Annotated in this window: 15 protein-coding genes; 6 read left to right on the top strand and 9 right to left on the bottom strand. The window is 51.2% G+C overall.

Going from position 1 to position 17,478, the window contains the following annotated elements; translation table 11 throughout:
* Positions 1-234: 234 nt before the first annotated feature.
* Positions 235-1,551: an MFS transporter gene (locus INT22_RS02705; protein ID WP_193059686.1), complete on the bottom strand. Its 1,317-nt coding sequence runs from the start codon at positions 1,549-1,551 to the stop codon at positions 235-237.
* Between the two features lie 365 nt (positions 1,552-1,916).
* Here INT22_RS02705 and INT22_RS02710 point away from each other — a divergent pair, with 365 nt between their 5' ends.
* Together INT22_RS02710 and INT22_RS02715 are read left to right on the top strand one after the other, a co-directional pair.
* Positions 1,917-3,071, top strand: coding sequence for a M20 metallopeptidase family protein (locus INT22_RS02710; RefSeq protein ID WP_193059685.1), 1,155 nt, complete (start codon positions 1,917-1,919; stop codon positions 3,069-3,071).
* Positions 3,072-3,134: 63 nt separating this feature from the next.
* A complete protein-coding gene (locus tag INT22_RS02715) occupies positions 3,135-4,640 on the top strand; it encodes an AbgT family transporter (RefSeq protein ID WP_095603603.1) in 1,506 nt (501 codons plus the stop codon).
* Between the two features lie 12 nt (positions 4,641-4,652).
* Here the strand turns inward: INT22_RS02715 and INT22_RS02720 are convergent, their stop codons facing one another.
* The gene (locus INT22_RS02720) at positions 4,653-5,549 is read right to left on the bottom strand and encodes a LysR family transcriptional regulator (RefSeq protein WP_038478990.1); all 897 of its coding nucleotides are present in this window, start codon (positions 5,547-5,549) and stop codon (positions 4,653-4,655) included.
* A gap of 330 nt (positions 5,550-5,879) precedes the next feature.
* Here INT22_RS02720 and INT22_RS02725 point away from each other — a divergent pair, with 330 nt between their 5' ends.
* Positions 5,880-6,290, top strand: a complete 411-nt coding sequence (locus INT22_RS02725; protein WP_038486363.1) for a GNAT family N-acetyltransferase — start codon at positions 5,880-5,882, stop codon at positions 6,288-6,290.
* Positions 6,291-6,425: 135 nt separating this feature from the next.
* On the opposite strand, the gene INT22_RS02730 is transcribed toward INT22_RS02725, so the two are convergent.
* The 7 genes from INT22_RS02730 to INT22_RS02760 form a co-directional block, all read right to left on the bottom strand.
* On the bottom strand, positions 6,426-6,632 hold the full coding sequence (locus tag INT22_RS02730; RefSeq protein ID WP_038478993.1) for a cold-shock protein: 207 nt from the start codon (positions 6,630-6,632) through the stop codon (positions 6,426-6,428).
* A 352-nt stretch (positions 6,633-6,984) separates the two neighbouring features.
* A complete protein-coding gene (locus INT22_RS02735; RefSeq protein ID WP_193061203.1) occupies positions 6,985-7,512 on the bottom strand; it encodes a hypothetical protein in 528 nt (175 codons plus the stop codon).
* Between the two features lie 23 nt (positions 7,513-7,535).
* Positions 7,536-8,384, bottom strand: a complete 849-nt coding sequence (locus tag INT22_RS02740; RefSeq protein WP_193061202.1) for a hypothetical protein — start codon at positions 8,382-8,384, stop codon at positions 7,536-7,538.
* Positions 8,385-9,317, bottom strand: a complete 933-nt coding sequence (locus INT22_RS02745; RefSeq protein WP_193061200.1) for a hypothetical protein — start codon at positions 9,315-9,317, stop codon at positions 8,385-8,387.
* Positions 9,314-11,614: a DUF1761 domain-containing protein gene (locus INT22_RS02750; protein ID WP_193067622.1), complete on the bottom strand. Its 2,301-nt coding sequence runs from the start codon at positions 11,612-11,614 to the stop codon at positions 9,314-9,316. The genes INT22_RS02745 and INT22_RS02750 overlap by 4 nt, the downstream gene beginning before the upstream one ends.
* Before the next feature lie 202 nt (positions 11,615-11,816).
* Entirely contained in the window at positions 11,817-13,472 is a 1,656-nt protein-coding gene (locus INT22_RS02755; RefSeq protein WP_193067623.1) for a GMC family oxidoreductase, read from the bottom strand.
* A gap of 26 nt (positions 13,473-13,498) precedes the next feature.
* Positions 13,499-15,010 (bottom strand): CoA-acylating methylmalonate-semialdehyde dehydrogenase, encoded by a 1,512-nt coding sequence (locus INT22_RS02760; RefSeq protein ID WP_193067624.1) that lies wholly within the window; start codon positions 15,008-15,010, stop codon positions 13,499-13,501.
* 137 nt (positions 15,011-15,147) lie between these two features.
* On the opposite strand from INT22_RS02760, the gene INT22_RS02765 reads away from it, so the two are divergent.
* From INT22_RS02765 to INT22_RS20200, 3 genes are all read left to right on the top strand, one after another.
* A complete protein-coding gene (locus tag INT22_RS02765) occupies positions 15,148-16,050 on the top strand; it encodes a LysR family transcriptional regulator (protein WP_193067625.1) in 903 nt (300 codons plus the stop codon).
* A gap of 89 nt (positions 16,051-16,139) precedes the next feature.
* Positions 16,140-16,775 carry a peptide-methionine (S)-S-oxide reductase MsrA gene (msrA, locus tag INT22_RS02770; protein WP_193067626.1) on the top strand — a complete coding sequence of 212 codons (636 nt, stop codon included), beginning with the start codon at positions 16,140-16,142 and terminating at the stop codon, positions 16,773-16,775.
* A gap of 200 nt (positions 16,776-16,975) precedes the next feature.
* Positions 16,976-17,478 (top strand): aldehyde dehydrogenase family protein (locus INT22_RS20200; protein WP_226912356.1); only part of this gene is annotated, 503 nt, incomplete at its 3' end.

Here is a 17,478-nt window from a genome sequence, read left to right on the forward strand (position 1 = left end):
CCGCCATTACCTGGTGTCTGAACGCCTTCGCCTGATCAATGTTCGTCCGACAACGCTAGCCTCTGGATTCAGCTGGCGTTGTCGTTTTTGTCGCCGATGCCGCGAAGGTACTCATTACCTCTAGCCACACCTCTGCTACCGGTGAAGGCAAACCCTCGCGGCAAATTGCGCTCCCCAGGCACCTGCTCCAACTCCTCCATGGCTTTCGACCGTATAACGCCAATCAGAAACGCATTAGGACACGTTATCCTCTTTAGTAACGGGCTCTTCGATGGGCTCGCCATTCTCATCCAGCAATTGGTGATCATATGCTGCTTGAAGCCCCGTCTCTTCAGCAGCGGACTGCTCCTCTTGCAGTGGTTCTTCTTCAACTGATTCTTCCACCAAGTCTGCCCAGTAATCAATGTGGCCAGGATAAGCTGGCGATATAATCGCCACCACAATACCAACGACAGAAAATAGCGAAAATGCGTAGGCATAACCAAAGCCGTCCACCAGCATACCAACAACCGGCGATCCTACTGCCTGCCCAAGCGCACAGGCCATAAAAGGCAAGACTGGCCCCATGGAAAGCCGCCCCGGCAATAGCCGAATCCCCGTCATCAGATACAGTCCCGTTAAGCTCATGTAAGCAAGTCCAAACACCATGGCGGAAAATATCGCCAATGCTAACTGGCCTGGACTGGCAGCAAGCAACACCAAGCTTGAAGACAACATCATTAACATTAATGCCTGCGTAATAGGAGGGTTATTACGGTCAGCCAAATCACTCACTACGGCACCTCCAAGCCCAGCAAGTCCTACGGCAAACCAAAGCCAACCAGTTTGATTAGGAGGCAACCCACCAAGGGTAACGGCCAAATCAGGCGCAAAAAGCCAGAACGGCGAAGACACAAACCCCATAGCGAAAGCAAAGAGTGATAGCCGGGTAAGGCGCGACCACTGTAGCCGCGTGATTGGCGGTGGCGGCGCCGCATTCGCTGGCACAACCCGAGAGACCGAAGGAATAAAGTACCAGGCAGCAATGACCCCTAAGCCTGCCAAAACAGCAAAGCTAGTGTAGGTAAAGCGCCACGCATCGGCCAGGAAAACGACCGTCGGCACTGCTACGATAATGCCAATACTGGTGCCAGCATTCATGATAGAGCTAACGCGGCCATGCATTGTTCGGATCACCAGCGCCTGCATAGCAGCCGTCAGAGCGGGCATCATCAAGCCGGTACAAATGCCGCAGACAAAAACACCTACGCCGAGCGATAAGGCGCCAGAAGACTGGCTGATAAAGACAAGGCCAGCCACACCAAATCCACCTGACAACACCGCTAAATTACGCGCACCGAGCCGATCGGCTGCAAGCGGTGCGAACAACGTCGCCAAGACAAAACTAATAAACGGCAGCGCCCCAATAATGCCAATCAAGTACGCTGTCAGTTCTAGCTCGGCGCTAATGGAAGGCACAAATAAACCAAACGCAAAGCGCGCAAGTCCATAGCTAATCGCTACCAGCGCTGCACCAAATAGGGCGAACCCCATGTTCGACAAGGTTTTCATACCGAGCACTCCACGGCCGTGTGTGTCTTGTGCATCAAGCTGATCTATCAACTGCGCCACCAATAGCTTACTTCGCTGGGTGATTGCAATCTCCGGCTGTGTGGCTGCCGCAAAGAGGTATGATTTAGTCGATACGCAGAATGCTTAAGTTAAAAATAAGCATTAAAAGAAGGTGACACTGAAAGTTTCACCGCTAGCTGCCAAGGGCGTTGATAACATCGCTAAGAAGTCACTTCGGTTGTATCAACCCATCACCGTTGCTTTGAAAGCAACAAATTTGTCATTAAAACGACTCTTTTCTACCCGCCAAGTCGCTTAGCTTACAAAAAGCCGAATAAAGGCACCGACAACAGTAGGGATAGGAAATGTTTTCAGATAAACAAGTTAGTGAAGCCACTGCTTTGCGGCATCGGCTACACCAGCAGCCCGAGCTTAAATTCCAGGAAAATAACACCGCCGCGCTGGTCGCGGAGCGGCTAAGAGCGCTTGGCTATCGCGTTACCGAAGGTATTGCCACTACAGGCGTTATGGCTGAGCTAGCGACCGGTCACGAAGGCCCAGTGATTGCCTTTCGCGCCGATATGGATGCGTTACCCATCAAGGAAGCCAACACATTTGAGCATCGCTCCCAACGGCAAGGTTTGATGCATGCCTGTGGTCACGATGGGCATACCGCCACGCTTTTGTTGGCTGCCGAGGCCATCATGGCGCTGCGTGACGAGCTGTGTGGACACATTAAACTGCTATTTCAGCCTGGCGAGGAAGGTGGCAATGGTGCCGACATCATGGTCAAGGCAGGGGTATTGGAAAACCCCAAGGTGGACGCGATATTTGGCTACCACAACCGCCCTGGTTTCCCAACAGGCCAACTGTTTGTTAAACCCGGGCCGGCTATGGGCGGTAACGACACTTATAAAATCACTATCGAAGGTATTTCCGGCCATGCCGCCATGCCGCACTTGGCGGTAGATCCTATTTATGTCGGGGCATCGCTGGTACAGCAGTTGCAAGGGTTAGTGGGCCGCCACAAATCGCCGCTGGAAGCAGGCGTGATCACTGTAGCTGCTTTCCATGCGGGCGATGCCGCAAATGTGATTCCTGGCCAAGCCGAGCTGCTAGTGAATATCCGCAGCGACCGCCCCTCTTCACGCGAAGCGCTTGCAGGCAAGCTTAAGCAGGTAACCGCTGGCGTATGCGCAGCCCACAGTGCGCAGTTTCATCTGGAACACCTACACCAGGTGCCCCCCCTGGTTAACGACCCTGCGTGGTCAGAACGTGTGTTAGCGGTTGCCAACAAGCACGGAATAAGCCACGACATTCAGCAGCTGGACTATATGCCCACTATGGGTGCCGAAGATTTCGCGTTCTACCTGCAGGAAGTACCGGGGTGTTTCTTCTTTGTCGGTAATGGCGATAGCGCCTATCTGCACAACGAGCACTACGACTTTAACGATGCTGTTCTGCCGGTCGCAGGCGGGATGTTTGTGGCGCTGGCAAAAGAGCTGTTAGCACGAGCGTAATTCTCTGCAGGCCTCTCATTATTACGATTAAAAAAATAACGTTAAGTAAAAAGGATTAATACGATGCAAGGTGTTCTTTCATCTATTGAGCGTGTGGGTAATAAGCTCCCACACCCGTTTATTCTCTTTGTCATTTTGGCTGGCGTAGTTGTGGTCGTCTCAGCCCTGCTTGCCGCACTCGGCGTTTCAGCGGTTAACCCGCAAACCGACGCAGTGGTGCAGGTACGCAGTCTACTCTCGGCTGATGGCATTGAGTTTATGCTGACCAGCGTGGTCAGTAACTTCGTTAACTTCCCTCCCCTCGGCCTTATTTTGGTGGTGATGTTTGGCATTGGTTTGGCCGATAAAGTGGGCTTAATGTCGACCTTGATGCAGGTGAGCGTGGCGAAAGCACCACCCGCTCTGCTCACTTTCTGCGTTTTTATGGCGGGTATTTGCGGCAGTATTGCCTCCGATGCCAACTACCTGATCCTGATCCCGCTAGCCGCCATGGTGTACTACTCGGTGGGCCGTCACCCAATCGCCGGTGCAGCTGCCGCCTACGCAGCGGCAGGCGCCGGGTTTGATGCCAGCCTGTTCATTACCGTCGGGGATGCGCTGTTTGCTGGCATAACCACGGAGGCCGCACGCTTGGTAGACCCAGACGCCTACGTCTCACCTGTTGATAACTACTACTTTGTGGCCTGCTCAGTGTTTGTGCTGGCAATTGTTGGCACGTTAGTCATCGATAAGATCGTAGAGCCGAGGCTGCAACGCACCCTACCGATAAGCAAAGACTTTAAAACTGACATTATAAAACCGGCATTAACCGACGCAGAAAAGCGCGGCCTAAAGCGGGTAGGTATTGCCACACTGATTTACCTAGCGCTGATCTTAATTGCCGTGGTGCCCGAGGCATCACCACTGCGCAATGAAGAGGGCGGCTTGATCCCCTCGCCCTTTTTGCGCTCACTCGTGCCACTGATGTTTGGCTACTTCGTCACTATTGGCTTGGTATACGGCATCACCACCGACAAGATCACCAGCAGCCGTGATGTACCACAACGCATGGCGGAGTCTGCCAGTGACTTAGCACCTACCCTAGTACTGTTCTTTGCCATTTCGCAGTTTATTGCTTATTTCCGCTGGTCAGAATTGGGGCAATTTATTGCTATTGAAGGCTCCAATATTCTGCAAAGCACCGGATTTACCGGGCTACCGCTAGTAGGCGCGTTTATTGCGATGAGCGCAGTGCTGAACGTCTTTATGACCAGCGGCTCCGCTCAGTGGGCATTAATGGCCCCGGTATTCGTGCCGATGCTGATGATGATCGACTTCGATCCAGCTTTTGTATTGGCAATGTTCCGCATAGGCGATTCCAGCACGAACATCATCTCCCCTATGAGCCCATATTTTTCGGTAGCACTGGTGTATATGCAGCGCTATAAGCCAGATATGGGGCTAGGCACGTTGATAGCCACCATGCTGCCGTTAGCCATAGGCTTTTTGCTCGCCTGGTCAGCGTTTTTGATGTTCTGGCTGGCCATGGGCTGGCCAATTGGCCCAGGCGTATACATGATGGCTAACTGATACTTCAGTACGTCACTGCATCGCCATCATTAACTTCCACAAATAGTCGGCAGCGGGCGAAAGCCTTCTGCCGACTCTACGCACCAAATTGCCTTGGCTACTAGCGGCCATAGGGTGGTCAATGGGAATCGCCTTCAGCAAACCAGCGTTTACTTCGCTGCGTGCAGCAGCAGCCGTCATAAACGACACGCCAATCCCCGCACATGCCAACCTTCGAGACACCGAATGCAGGTTGCAACGATAGGCAGGCGTAGCCAACTGCCCGGCAGCACCAAATAGCGCATTCACGAACTGCTGCGAGCCCGAGGCATCCGGTAAAAAAATCAATTTGTGCTGTAATAACTCCGTGACCGACACGCTATCTTGGCGGGCAAGCCGGTGGGATGGTGCTACCAGCGCGCACAACGGCCCCCGCTCAAAAGAGTGCACTACTAACCGTGGGTCTGAAATGGGGCCGTAGGTAATAGCAATATCCACCTCGTCGCTGGCCACCATCTCATGGGGTTCTCGGGGGTAATAAATCCCTGTTTTAATCTCGATCAGCACGTCGGGATAATGCTCGGAAACACGGCGCATCACGTGGTTGATAAAGCTATCCACAAAGCCATCACCTACCGAGACTACCACCTTCCCCGACTGTAAATTGCGTAACCGAGACAGCGTATCTCCCAGCTCTGAATTCAACCGCCGCTGAGCAAGAAATCCTTCCACTACCAATTGGCCTGCTTCGGTCAACGTCACATGCCGCCCTTGACGCTCCAACAACGCCATGCCCAATTCTCTCTCCAACCCACGTACTTGGCGGCTTACCACAGAGGGATTGATATGCAGATGCTCCGCCGCCGCACGAATGCCACCGCAACTGCTTACCTCAAATAAGTAAAACGCACGTTTATCCAGTAGGGTCATGGTGATCTCGTGTGAATAACCTCGTGCCGATGAGCTCGCACACCAGCTTTTTCAAACCAATAGCAACAAAATGCCCCTATCTAAGGCAGCTTGCTCCCATCTTTTTTATGCTACTTTCGAAATATAAATAATGTGATTTTATAGTGGCAGACCATGCGTGCCTATCTAAGCCAGAACGTGTGCCCTAAAACCTTATTGAGTCAAAAAATCACCCACACGCTCACATAAAGACATGGAACATGGACACAAAGAGTAGAATGAAAATTACTCTGAATGCGATAGGAGCATGCATCGTTGCAAATAGCTGAGATAACACCCTCTGAGGTGCCAATGGAGCTACTTCTTTTAGCGGATCCCTGCGAAGAAGCCATCAAAAGCTACCTATATCAATCAAGATGCTTCATCGCCTGTGCCAAGGGTTCGGTAGTTGGAGTTTGTGTTATCAAGCCGATTTCTGAGGGAGCACTGGAATTGATGAACATTGCCGTTTCACCATCGGTTCAACAGAACGGTGTTGGTACACAACTTCTCAGGCATGTTATCGAAAAAGTAAAGGCATCTGGTGCGCAACGCTTAGAGGTAGGAACGGGTACATTCGGCTATCAACTGACCTTCTACCAACGGCAGGGCTTTAGGGTTAATTGTATTGATAAAGATTTTTTCTTGAAGAACTACCCTGAGCCTATCATTGAAAATGGAATTCAGCACAAAGATATGCTTAGACTAAGCCTGGAATTTTAGCCCCCTCATAAGATAACGGTTAATAACTCAGCATATTCTCTTTAGACTACTCTATAAACAAACGCGAAAACCCCGCACACGGCGGGGTTTTTAAGCTTACCGACTTAGCCGGTAGCTAATATCTCGGTAGGGAGTTTATTCCACAACCTTGATATTAGAAGCTTGAAGGCCTTTTTGGCCCTGAGTGACGTCAAAAGAAACCTTCTGACCGTCTTGCAGGGATTTAAAGCCTTCTGCTTGAATTTCGGAGAAGTGTGCGAACAGATCGTCGCCGCTAACTTCAGGAGAAATAAAGCCGAAGCCTTTAGTGTCGTTAAACCACTTTACGGTACCAGTTGCCATGATCGAAATCCTCGATTTAGCGAAATTAATGCCGGGGAAATACCCGAGTTACAGAGGGTAGAACAAGAGACTTTCACCAGGCTCAACGCTAAAATGCTTCGATACTGCTGACAACGTTCGACTTGCTAACCAACTGCAATCAGTCTGCGCTTCTATATTACTTACGTCAACAGCTAATACCAAAAAGAGCTAAATAAGGTAACAACAGCCTCTATATTGAGGTGTTTATCCTGAACATAAAATAAAGCTTAATCATATATTGAGGATTTAAAACATTCATTACAGCAACTTACAAACTTATTGGCTGGCATATAGCCAGCCATTCTTTTAAAACAATTTTAAAAAATCTTCTTCAAACGCTTAAATCGCACATCAGCATGGCTTTTCCCGCTTCTTCGTCAGTAATCAACTGCGCCTGATAGGGGCCGCTGTCATGGTTCACCAAGGAATAATCAACGCTTGAAAGCCTTTCCTGCACTTCGTCAATAGGCGCTGAAAACTCAACCAAAAGCACGCTAATGCCGTTTGAGTTTCCAAGATAAAAAACGAAGCTTTCAACTGGCAGGCCGTAGTACTCACCGTTTTTTGCTGCTAAACGGTAGCCGCTATAATCTCGGTTGCGCTCAAAGAAATCTATTTCTCCAAGAACTTCTTTATAAACAGTCGGCAGAACAATCTCGTTAACCTCCGGGTAGAGAGAGCCATCTGGGTAAGTCACCAGATTACGGCGTAGTTCGCTCCACTCCTCAGATTGGGCACAACCGTCTTCCCACGACGCAAGTAAGGGCGTCCAATCTACTGTTGAGCCTGACGCAGCAGTTCCATAGAAAAGCGCGCAGCCGAAAACTGCGGCAAACACTGGCTTATAGGTGCGTTTCATCTAGTTCCCTTTTTAATTTATATTTAATCGAACAAGCTGGCAGGCACGGCATCGGGGGCTCCTAGCTCAAGCCATTGCGTATGTTTTTCTGTGTAGAAATTACGTAATTTATCTCCATGCCACCAATGATCAACAGCACGATTTCCTAAATCAAAGGTGATCGCACCCGCCGCTTCAGCTACGGATAACACGGAGTTTTTTGAAACGCCACAGCGCCTCCCAGCTAAACTTGTATACTCCTGGCTCAAATTTGCATCAACAGAAGTAACTTGGGGTTGGCCACCGGATACAATCCAAGCTTTTCCATGTTCACCGTAAACGCTTCCACCAAAACGTACAAACAGATCAGCGAAGTGCAGGTACTTTGTTTCAGCGTCACAAGAAGCCGTGTGAATATTAATTCCCGCACTTCTGGCTAAGCGCTCCATCAGCTCTTCGTTGCCGCTATCAATCACCGTAAAGTAACTAATGAACTCCATAGGATCGACAGGCTCAGCACGAAAGCTATTGAGCAGGATTTGCTGCGTCCTTTCATCACCTCTTAGGACGGCATCATAAAAGCCCATATATAGTGTCGAGAAGGGCATTTCGATTCTAAATGGCGGCTCACCTTGGCTGACTTGCATTGGGCGACACTCACTATCGAGTAAGCGCAGATTGTCACCGATCACTTCCCTCGCCCTTGGCGTCAGGTTTAAAAATGTTGCCACGGTTAACTGCAAAGGCTCAGACGTGCCTGCCTGCCGTTGATCGATATAGTCAGCAAATGAATAGAGCCGCTCATCGTCTTGGCAAGCAACCTGGGCGAATGCACTGGCGGGCAGTGAAAACAGCGATATTACCCCGGCGGTAAATAGGGCCTTAAAATACATTTACTGGCACTCCTGTGGCTTTATAGTGACGCGGCGACTGACATTAAAATAGGGGTTGATGGGGTCTTCAATGGTGGTTGATTCAGCCAATTGATAGCCATCTCCCTCTTGCTGAACGGCTGGCCGCCAACTGCCCCGGCTTGAAATACCTTCTTCTCGGTAAAAGGCTTCAACCATTTCCCAGGCAATGTTTTTATCAACCACAATGTTGGCATTAGGCTCGGCCTGCTCACCTTGGCACTCGTTGGTATTTTCAACGTAGATACCCTGGCTAAACACATTGTCGTATATCAACCAAAACGCGTTTTCTTCCATCACGTTGCCTAAGCTGCCGACAAACATGCGCGCGACTTGTTGAATAGTGTCAACGTTCTGGCCTAATAACCGATAGTGGTCGCCATCTAATAGATAAAACGCCCAGAACCAACGCGCATCAATCGCCGCTGCTTTGGTACCGCGCAAAAATTCCATGTGCGCACTTAACTCTGGTGTTTGCCTTAACTTAGAAAGCAAGATGTCGAGATGCTCTTCAAAGGGCAGTACCGGATGGCCAATTAGCTCCCCATCAAAGTAATAGACAGGGTTACATTCCATGCTCGCGATCACCATATTGCGCGCTAACAGCGTTTGAACGTTCTCCCCGGCAAATAGAAAAGTACGTAACGTCACCTGGAGAGGGTCCATATCGTCGCCATTGGCTAACGCCTGCAAAGTTCCTCGAGGGTCTTCCTGCAAACGAATATCATCGCCATACTGGCAACCATATTGAGCACTTTCTTGGGCAATGTAATATTGCCACGCTTGCTTTTGCTCTTCCGTTAATGCTGATTGTGCGAAGGATTCGACCACCAAATCGTTAGCATGCGCAGCAGAGAATGTTGTTACCCCTACCGCGATGGCTCCCGCCCATTTCAGCGCTTTTTTCATGATCATTCGTGGTTCCTTGTCACTATCACGTCTAGTGTTTGGCCTGCCGTGCTGGCTGGCAGTTGTCTCGCCCCAAAAACGCCATAGCGTAAGTCGTGAGTTTGTGAAAAGGTGAATACGCCTGTATTGGTGTGGCTCTGATGAACCACTAGCCAGTCTCCCTTGGTCAGAACGCCCTGAATGCCTTCCAACGCTGCTTCCGATAGCGTTAAGGCTTGAGGACGATAGCCGACACCCCTGGCGCGCTCACGCAGGCGCTGAACGTCTGCCAAGCTCATACGACGAAGCTGGCTATCCCCTTCTGCTTGGGGCTCTCCATACTCAGGCCCGAAATAAGCAAGGCCATACTGACGTTCATGCCGCGCAAAACAGCTAAGTACCTGTGGCGTACTGGCGGCAGCGGTAAACCGATGGCCCCCTAGCACATCAGCAATTTGGTCGGCCTCACGACGTACTGCATGACAATTAACTTCGCCCAAGAGCGTAGGTTGGAAATGCACCCATAACGCGATGCCATCTTCATTTCGCTGGATAACACGAGCAAAATCAGTTGCAAGAGGAATACTAACGGGGCGTTTCGCAATCGCGTCGCTACCACAGTCGCCATGCCTGGCGGCTCGCCACTGAAGACTATTTACTCGACTAATATCCATCGCTCTTGAGAAATTGGTAAGGCAGGTACCTTCGCCAGTGATCACCGGAGAACGATGGATCGCCCAGTTGCCGTCACTGAGCTGCTGGACATCAATAAGTGCCGCGTGATGGGGCATGTTTTCATGCAGTGTGGCTAGTTGGCTTTCTAGCGGCGTTGAGACGTCTAGATGCATCACACCTAACGGCCTCTCGTTCTCTGGCAAAGCCACATGAGTGCTGTTTTCTTCGGCGGCAGAGGGAGAATAGGGAGAGAGAGAATAAGGAGAAGCCGATAACTCAACTGGCCTTTCTACCGCAGCTTGTTCAACAGAGCCAGATGTTGTTGCTTCACTTTCCTGGTTATCACTTTCAAGACGCTCTATCGCGTTGGAATGCCCGCTTACCAATGGAGGCGCAAGGTAAGCAGCGAAGCGCCCTAACGAATAGATCACCGGCTGAGTGTGGATTACCCAGGTGGCAAATAACGCGCCCCCCGTAGTCATTGAGCGCTGAAATTCTTCGTTAAAATAACGGTACGTTGGAGTTTGCGTCACCGCCGCACTACTCAACATAGGCACCGTTACAATAATCACCAACCCACCCACTTTGATCGCGTGGGGTAACCAGCGATGTCTGGAACCCATGAGAACAGGAATACTTGCGGCCAAACCAATCGCATTCACTAACGCAAAAAACAGTGAAAAGCCCATCGCAATCGGTGGCACAATAAGTGCTCGAACGTACTGTTTACCCTCTTCTTCTCTAGGCTGACCATTCGCGAGCAGTTGAGCGTCATCATATAACCGCTGACGCTCCGCTTCGGCATACGCTAAATAGTGCGGTAACAGCACCTGGTCTCTGAACTGCTCTGGCGTCAGGTCTAACGTGATGACCATCTGCTCATCACGCGGTTGTAACGCCTCGTGTAGTTGATCCTGAATTGGCTGAGAGGCAATAAAGGCGTCGGCATTCAAATCAAGTGGTAGCGATGCACCTAAATGTTGCTGCATGGACTGATCTGCTTGCTCGCCTATCTCGTGAGACTGCTCTGCAATAATCGCCTCAAGAAATCCCTCCCGGTCATTCGCGCGCCAATCACTGGGTAGCTCAATACCCTGCGCCAGCATTGCTTGCCTTACCTGAGCAGCAACGTCATCACTCGCCACGAAGTGTTCGTAAGAAGCAGGCGCACCTAAAACGGTGGCTAGCTTCCCATTCAAATGCTCGTAAGAGAGGTCTTCACAGCGCTGAACGGTTCGCTGCTCAGTAACGAAACGATTGCCACGACGGACATTTTGGGTCACTACTTCGGGGGCATAGCACCAATCTGTAGGGGCAATATAGTGCCCTAAATTGTCGACTACTTCTTTACGATAAATCTCTTCAACTCGAACAACACATTCATTTCTAAAACGGCCACTTTCACACTGCTGTCGGGCATTAAAATAGGTTGCCAAACTGCGCTGTAGGGTCAGCACCTGGCGAGTGAAAGCCTCTTCGCTTCCTTCTACTTGGTTATTTCGCCATTGGCTTAACAGGTCTTCTTGCACATCTAGCCACGCTTGCTCAGCGTAGCTGGAGATCTCTTGCTGGGCCGCCCAATAATTATCCGAAATCGTTTTATACGCGTCCCATGCACCACGAGTAGACTCTTGTAAGTGAATCCGCATAAGTTATGGTGTATAAGTAGCTTGATGTAGAGCCGGGTAATACCCGAGTTGCAGTGGGTAGAACAAGAAACTTTCACCAGACTAAACGCTTGGGCGTTTCGATACTGCTGACAACGTTCGACTTGCTAACCAACTGCATTCAGCATGCGCTTAACTTAGCCGCACGTCAATACTATAGTTAAAAAAAATGTCAGGGTGATGACTAGTCCGCGGACACCATCCACCCTGCTGCTTTCTCAGCAATCATTAAGGTAGGTGAGTTGGTATTACCGCTGGTAATGGTCGGCATAATACTGGCGTCCACTACTCGCAGACCGCTCACGCCCTTAACACGCAGCTTGGAATCCACCACGGCCCCCGGATCGTCATCGCGGCCCATTTTCGCCGTCCCAACGGGGTGAAAGATAGTGGTACCGATATCGCCCGCCAATTTGGCCAGCTCTTCGTCGCTTTGATACTGCACCCCAGGCTTAAACTCTTCTGGCTGATACTTAGCGAATGCCTGCTGCTCGGCAATTCGCCGCGTAACCCGTAATGAGTCTGCCGCCACCTTGCGGTCTTCTTGCGTGCTCAGGTAGTTAGGCTCAATGGCGGGCGCCGTCTGTGGATCACGTTTTTTGATCCTTCCCGAGCCACGGCTTGTGGGGTTAAGGTTGCAGACACTGGCAGTAATCGCAGGAAACTCATGCAGCGGCTGGCCAAACGCATCCAGACTTAATGGCTGTACATGGTACTCGATGTTGGCGTGCTGATACTCGTCAGAACTGCGCGTAAAGATACATAACTGAGAAGGCGCCATACTCATCGGCCCCCTACGTTTCAGCACGTATTCCAAACCAATCATGGCTTTACCCAGTAGAGTACTGGCCATGGTATTGAGCGTTTTTGCCCCTTTCACCTTATAGACAGAACGAATCTGCAAGTGGTCCTGCAAGTTTTCGCCTACGCCAGGTAGCGCTGCCACCACATCAATACCGTGTTGTTGTAATAGCTCGGGCGCGCCAATACCGGAAAGCTGCAGAATCTGTGGCGAACCGATAGCACCAGCACTCAGCACAACTTCTTTATTGGCTGTCACGTTGATCGTTGCGCCTTCACGCAAAAGCTCAGCGCCCGTGCAGCGTGGTTGGCCACCTTGTGGTTCAAATAGCAAACGATTGACGTGGGTAGAGTGCCAGATCGTTAGGTTGGTGCGCTGCTTGATCGGCCGCAAAAACGCTTTAGAAGTATTCCAGCGCCAGCCATTGCGCTGGTTGACTTCAAAATAGTTAACGCCTTCGTTATCACCACGATTGAAATCGTCAGTGCGCGGAATGCCCGCTTGCACCGCCGCCTCAGCAAAATCATCTAGCACTTGCCAGCTTAAGCGCTGTTTTTCGATCCGCCATTCGCCACCATGACCATGATAACGGCGATGATCGGCATCGCCATCACTGCCTTCATCCAAACGGTGATGGTCTTCGTGTTTCATGAAATCTGGCAAGCAGTTCTCCCACCGCCAGGCGTCATCGCCAGTCAACTCAGCCCAGTGATCGTAATCCCGTGCCTGACCACGTAGATAAAGCATGCCGTTGATGCTGGAGCAGCCACCTAGCGTTTTACCCCGGGGGTAAATAAGTGAGCGGCCATTGAGCCCTTTGTCAGGCTCGGTACGAAACAGCCAGTCAGTGCGCGGGTTGTTGATGCAGTAAAGATAGCCCACCGGAATATGAATCCAGTGGTAGTTATCCGGCCCGCCCGCTTCAATTAGCAGCACCTTATTATTTGGATTAGCACTGAGTCTGTTAGCCATCAGGCACCCTGCGGTGCCTGCGCCGATCACAATATAGTCGAAGTTATTATTAGTAGCATGTGACATGTACGGGCTCCCGTAACGTAATGGCGTTACTTCGCCGTCGGCATCACAAACTCAGCGCCTGAATCAATAGAGTCTGACCAGCGCTGCATAATGGATTTCTGTTTGGTATAAAAACGCACGCCCTCTTCGCCATAAGCATGCGTATCGCCAAACAGCGAACGCTTCCAACCGCCGAAACCGTGCCACGCCATGGGTACCGGAATAGGCACATTGATGCCGACCATGCCCACCTGAATACGGCGACCAAACTCCCGCGCAACGCTACCGCTCTCAGTGAAGCAGCTCACGCCGTTACCAAATTCATGGTCATTGATCAATTGAATGGCGGTGGCAATATCCGGCACTCGAATACAGGCCAGCACTGGGCCGAATATCTCTTCTTTGTAAATGGTCATCTCGGGAGTGACATGATCAAACAGAGTGCCGCCCATCCAGAAGCCTTCGCCACAGCCGTCGCCGGTTTGCGCGGCATCGAATTCTCGGCCATCCACCACCAAGTGTGCGCCTTCTTCTACACCTTTATTAATGTAACCAGTAATCCGCTCATGGGCCTGGCGGGTGACAATCGGGCCCATTTCCGCATCCAACTGCATGCCGTCTTTAACTTTCAGCGCCTTGGCACGTTCAGCCAACTGAGCCACCACGCCATCCGCCACATCGCCCACCAGCACCGCCACGCTGATCGCCATACAACGTTCGCCCGCCGAGCCGTAGGCAGCACCAATCAAGGCATCCACGGCTTTATCCAGGTTGGCATCCGGCATTACTACCATATGGTTTTTAGCGCCACCCAGTGCTTGCACCCGCTTGCCATGCTTAGCGCCGCGCTCGTAAATCAGGTTAGCAATCGGCGTAGAACCAACAAACGACAACGCTTTAACATCCGGATGGTCGATCAAAGCTTCAACGCTGTCTTTATCGCCCTGAACCACGTTGAACACACCATCCGGCAGACCCGCCTGCTTGAGCAGATCGGCGATCATCAGCGAGGCACTGGGGTCAAGCGGACTAGGCTTAAGAACAAAGGTGTTACCTGCAGCAATCGCCACGGGGAACATCCACATCGGTACCATGACAGGAAAGTTGAACGGCGTAATGCCAGCCACCACGCCCAATGGCTGGCGCATGGTCCAGTTATCAATACCGGTGCTTACCTGCTCGGTATAATCGCCCTTTAACAACTGAGGAATACCGCAAGCGAATTCAACGACATCAATCCCTCGGGCAACTTCGCCCTGGGCATCAGTAAACACTTTGCCATGCTCTTTAGTAATTGCTTCCGCCAACGCATCTTTATGGGTGTTGAGCAGCTCCAAAAACTTGAACATAACCCGTGCCCTACGAATGGGCGGGGTGTCAGCCCAAGTAGGAAATGCCGCTTTAGCGGCTTGCACAGCACTATCGACATCGTGTGCCGAGGCAAGTACCACGTTTCCGGTGACGTTACCCGTCGCAGGATTAAACACATTTTGAGAGAGACCCGAGCTTCCCTGGCTGATCTGCCCGTTAATGAAATGATTAATAGTGGTTGTTGTCATTTGGCTACCTTTATAAGCAGATTAAAATACCGAATTAAGTACTGACAGATTAACCAGCTCTGCGAGGCAATCAATTGAGTAATTTTTAACCTAGATATAAGCTTTTCAAATAACACAACGACAACAGGTGCTCGCTTATGCAAGAAAACTCAGCGCTACGGGCATTTGTAGCCGTCGCACGTACCGGCAGCGTTTCACGGGCAGCTGACCAGCTATGCCTGACTCAACCCGCCGTCAGCCTAAAGTTGAAGCAACTTCAGCAGCACTTAGGGTTAACCCTATTCACCCGTCGCCCTCAGGGATTAACGCTCACTGCCGATGGCTATGCGTTATTACCCGCCGCAGAAAATGCCCTGGCCAGCGCCCTGGCCTTTGAGCAACGCGCTAGTGCTTTGCACAGTACCCTACGAGGAAAACTAAAAATCGGCACAATTGTTGACCCGGAATTTATTCGCCTGGGTAAATTTCTCAGCCGATTGATGGCTAGTGCCCCTCAATTGGAAACCGAGCTGCACCACGGGATGAGTGGCAACGTATTAACGAAGGTAGAGCAAGGCGAACTGGATGTGGGCTTTTTTCTCGCCCCTCCCGGCGAAGGATCAGGAAGCGAAATCCTTGCTTGTCGTGAGCTGACCCACTTCCACTACCACGTAATTGCCCCAGCAGGCTGGGAAACCAAACTGTTAGATACTCGCTGGGAAGCTCTAGCCAAGCTTCCCTGGATAGTCACTCCCCCGGTCTCAGCGCACCACCGGCTGCTAGAGCGCGTCCTAACTCCAAGTGGCACCACGCCTAATAGGGTTGCCCAAGTAGACCAAGAAGCTTGTATGCTGGATTTAGTACGTGCGGGAGTGGGTCTAAGCTTAGCCAGGGACGCGCTGGCAATGGCCGAACGCCAGGAAAGCGGTTTGGCTGTAGCCGACAATGTTCGCCTGCCCTGTGCACTTAGCATGATATGGCGCAAAGAACGCGCTGCGGAGCCGACGCTCAAAGCAGCATTGGATACGTTAGACACAGTATGGCCTTACCGGCTGGGGTAGCGCATAGGTTATGTAAGGTATTAGCCAACGTTGCCACTAAGCGACTCTACATTGAGCGATAACTCACCACATCCACCGGAGTGCTTACCATGATTCGATTCCAGTTTTTTCGCCCCTTATCTCAGCCCTTAACGCTGTGTGTTATAGCTGCCGCAGGTCTCGCCAGCACGCCACTCCATGCTCAGTCTAATGCGGAAGCTACGTTTGCTGGCGGCTGTTTTTGGTGCATGGAACCTCCCTACGATAAGCAGCCCGGCGTCAGCGCCACCATCTCTGGCTATATGGGCGGCGAGCTTGAAAACCCTACCTACGAGCAGATTTCTCGCGGTGGAACTGGCCATGTCGAAGTGGTGCAAATCAGCTACGACGACAGCCAAATCAGCTACGAACAGCTGCTAGAGATTTTCTGGCGCAATATTGACCCCTTCGCCGTAGACCGCCAGTTTTGCGACAGCGGTGACCAGTACCGCTCAGCCATTTTTTACCATAATGATGAACAACGAGAACTAGCAGAAGCGTCCAAAGCTGACATGGAAGCACGCTTTGACCAAGCTATAGCAACTGAGATAGCTCCTGCCAGCGAGTTTTGGGAAGCTGAAGAGTACCACCAGGATTACTATGAAAAAAATCCGCTACGTTACCGGTTCTATCGTTTGAGCTGTGGTCGAGACAATCGCCTGGAAGAGGTATGGGGCGAAGAAGCCGGTGGGCCGATGTTTGAGTAGCCTCCCCTTTAGCGCGCAAGTTTAACGGAACATTTTTTACCGACGACTGCCCTAGAGGGAGCGCTGTAGTTAAGACGCTAACAATCAATTTGGGCAAACCGGCGTTTTTCTACTAGAGTGGAGAATCAACATTAATAGACCAGTCGGCTATTAGCTGGTCTATTTTTTAACGCCCCGTTGATCAAAAGATAGGAGATCTTATGAGCAACAGCATCACCACCGTCAACCCAGCCACCGGCGAAACGCTTGAGACTTATGCGCTAATGGATGCCAGCCATGCCAAGCAGATTGTCGAGGCTAGCCATGAAGCGTTTCTCGACTGGCGGCTTAAACCACTTGAACAGCGCGCTAAGGTAGTGAAAGCCATTGGCGAGGCGCTTAACGCCAATAAAGAAGAGCTTGCCGAACTGATGGTGAAGGAAATGGGCAAGCTACCCAACCAAGCCCGCCAGGAAGTCGAGCTTTGCGCAGGTATATGCGATTACACCGCGAAGCATGGCCCCACCACATTAGCTGACGAAGAGCGCAATCCCAGCAACGGCGAGCGCGGCATTGTCACTTACTCTCCCATGGGCGTTATCTATGGCATACAGCCGTGGAACTTCCCCGCTTACCAGGTAGTGCGTTACTCCATCGCCAACATTATGGCGGGTAATAGCGTACTACTGAAACATGCTGAGAATGTCACTGGCAGTGGCCTACT

Origin of the sequence: Halomonas sp. 3D7M, assembly GCF_014897885.1 — a bacterium.
Classification (GTDB): Bacteria; Pseudomonadota; Gammaproteobacteria; order Pseudomonadales; family Halomonadaceae; genus Vreelandella.

Bases quoted from the DNA above. Each gene is read 5' to 3' on its own strand.
- INT22_RS02710 (WP_193059685.1), top strand. From the start codon at position 1,917: ATGTTTTCAGATAAACAAGTTAGTGAAGCCACTGCTTTGCGGCATCGG.
- INT22_RS02740 (WP_193061202.1), bottom strand. From the start codon at position 8,384: ATGTATTTTAAGGCCCTATTTACCGCCGGGGTAATATCGCTGTTTTCA.
- INT22_RS02705 (WP_193059686.1), bottom strand. From the start codon at position 1,551: ATGAAAACCTTGTCGAACATGGGGTTCGCCCTATTTGGTGCAGCGCTG.
- INT22_RS02765 (WP_193067625.1), top strand. From the start codon at position 15,148: ATGCAAGAAAACTCAGCGCTACGGGCATTTGTAGCCGTCGCACGTACC.
- INT22_RS02720 (WP_038478990.1), bottom strand. From the start codon at position 5,549: ATGACCCTACTGGATAAACGTGCGTTTTACTTATTTGAGGTAAGCAGT.
- INT22_RS02715 (WP_095603603.1), top strand. From the start codon at position 3,135: ATGCAAGGTGTTCTTTCATCTATTGAGCGTGTGGGTAATAAGCTCCCA.
- INT22_RS02745 (WP_193061200.1), bottom strand. From the start codon at position 9,317: ATGATCATGAAAAAAGCGCTGAAATGGGCGGGAGCCATCGCGGTAGGG.
- INT22_RS02755 (WP_193067623.1), bottom strand. From the start codon at position 13,472: ATGTCACATGCTACTAATAATAACTTCGACTATATTGTGATCGGCGCA.
- INT22_RS02730 (WP_038478993.1), bottom strand. From the start codon at position 6,632: ATGGCAACTGGTACCGTAAAGTGGTTTAACGACACTAAAGGCTTCGGC.
- INT22_RS02735 (WP_193061203.1), bottom strand. From the start codon at position 7,512: ATGAAACGCACCTATAAGCCAGTGTTTGCCGCAGTTTTCGGCTGCGCG.
- INT22_RS02760 (WP_193067624.1), bottom strand. From the start codon at position 15,010: ATGACAACAACCACTATTAATCATTTCATTAACGGGCAGATCAGCCAG.
- msrA (WP_193067626.1), top strand. From the start codon at position 16,140: ATGATTCGATTCCAGTTTTTTCGCCCCTTATCTCAGCCCTTAACGCTG.
- INT22_RS02750 (WP_193067622.1), bottom strand. From the start codon at position 11,614: ATGCGGATTCACTTACAAGAGTCTACTCGTGGTGCATGGGACGCGTAT.
- INT22_RS02725 (WP_038486363.1), top strand. From the start codon at position 5,880: ATGGAGCTACTTCTTTTAGCGGATCCCTGCGAAGAAGCCATCAAAAGC.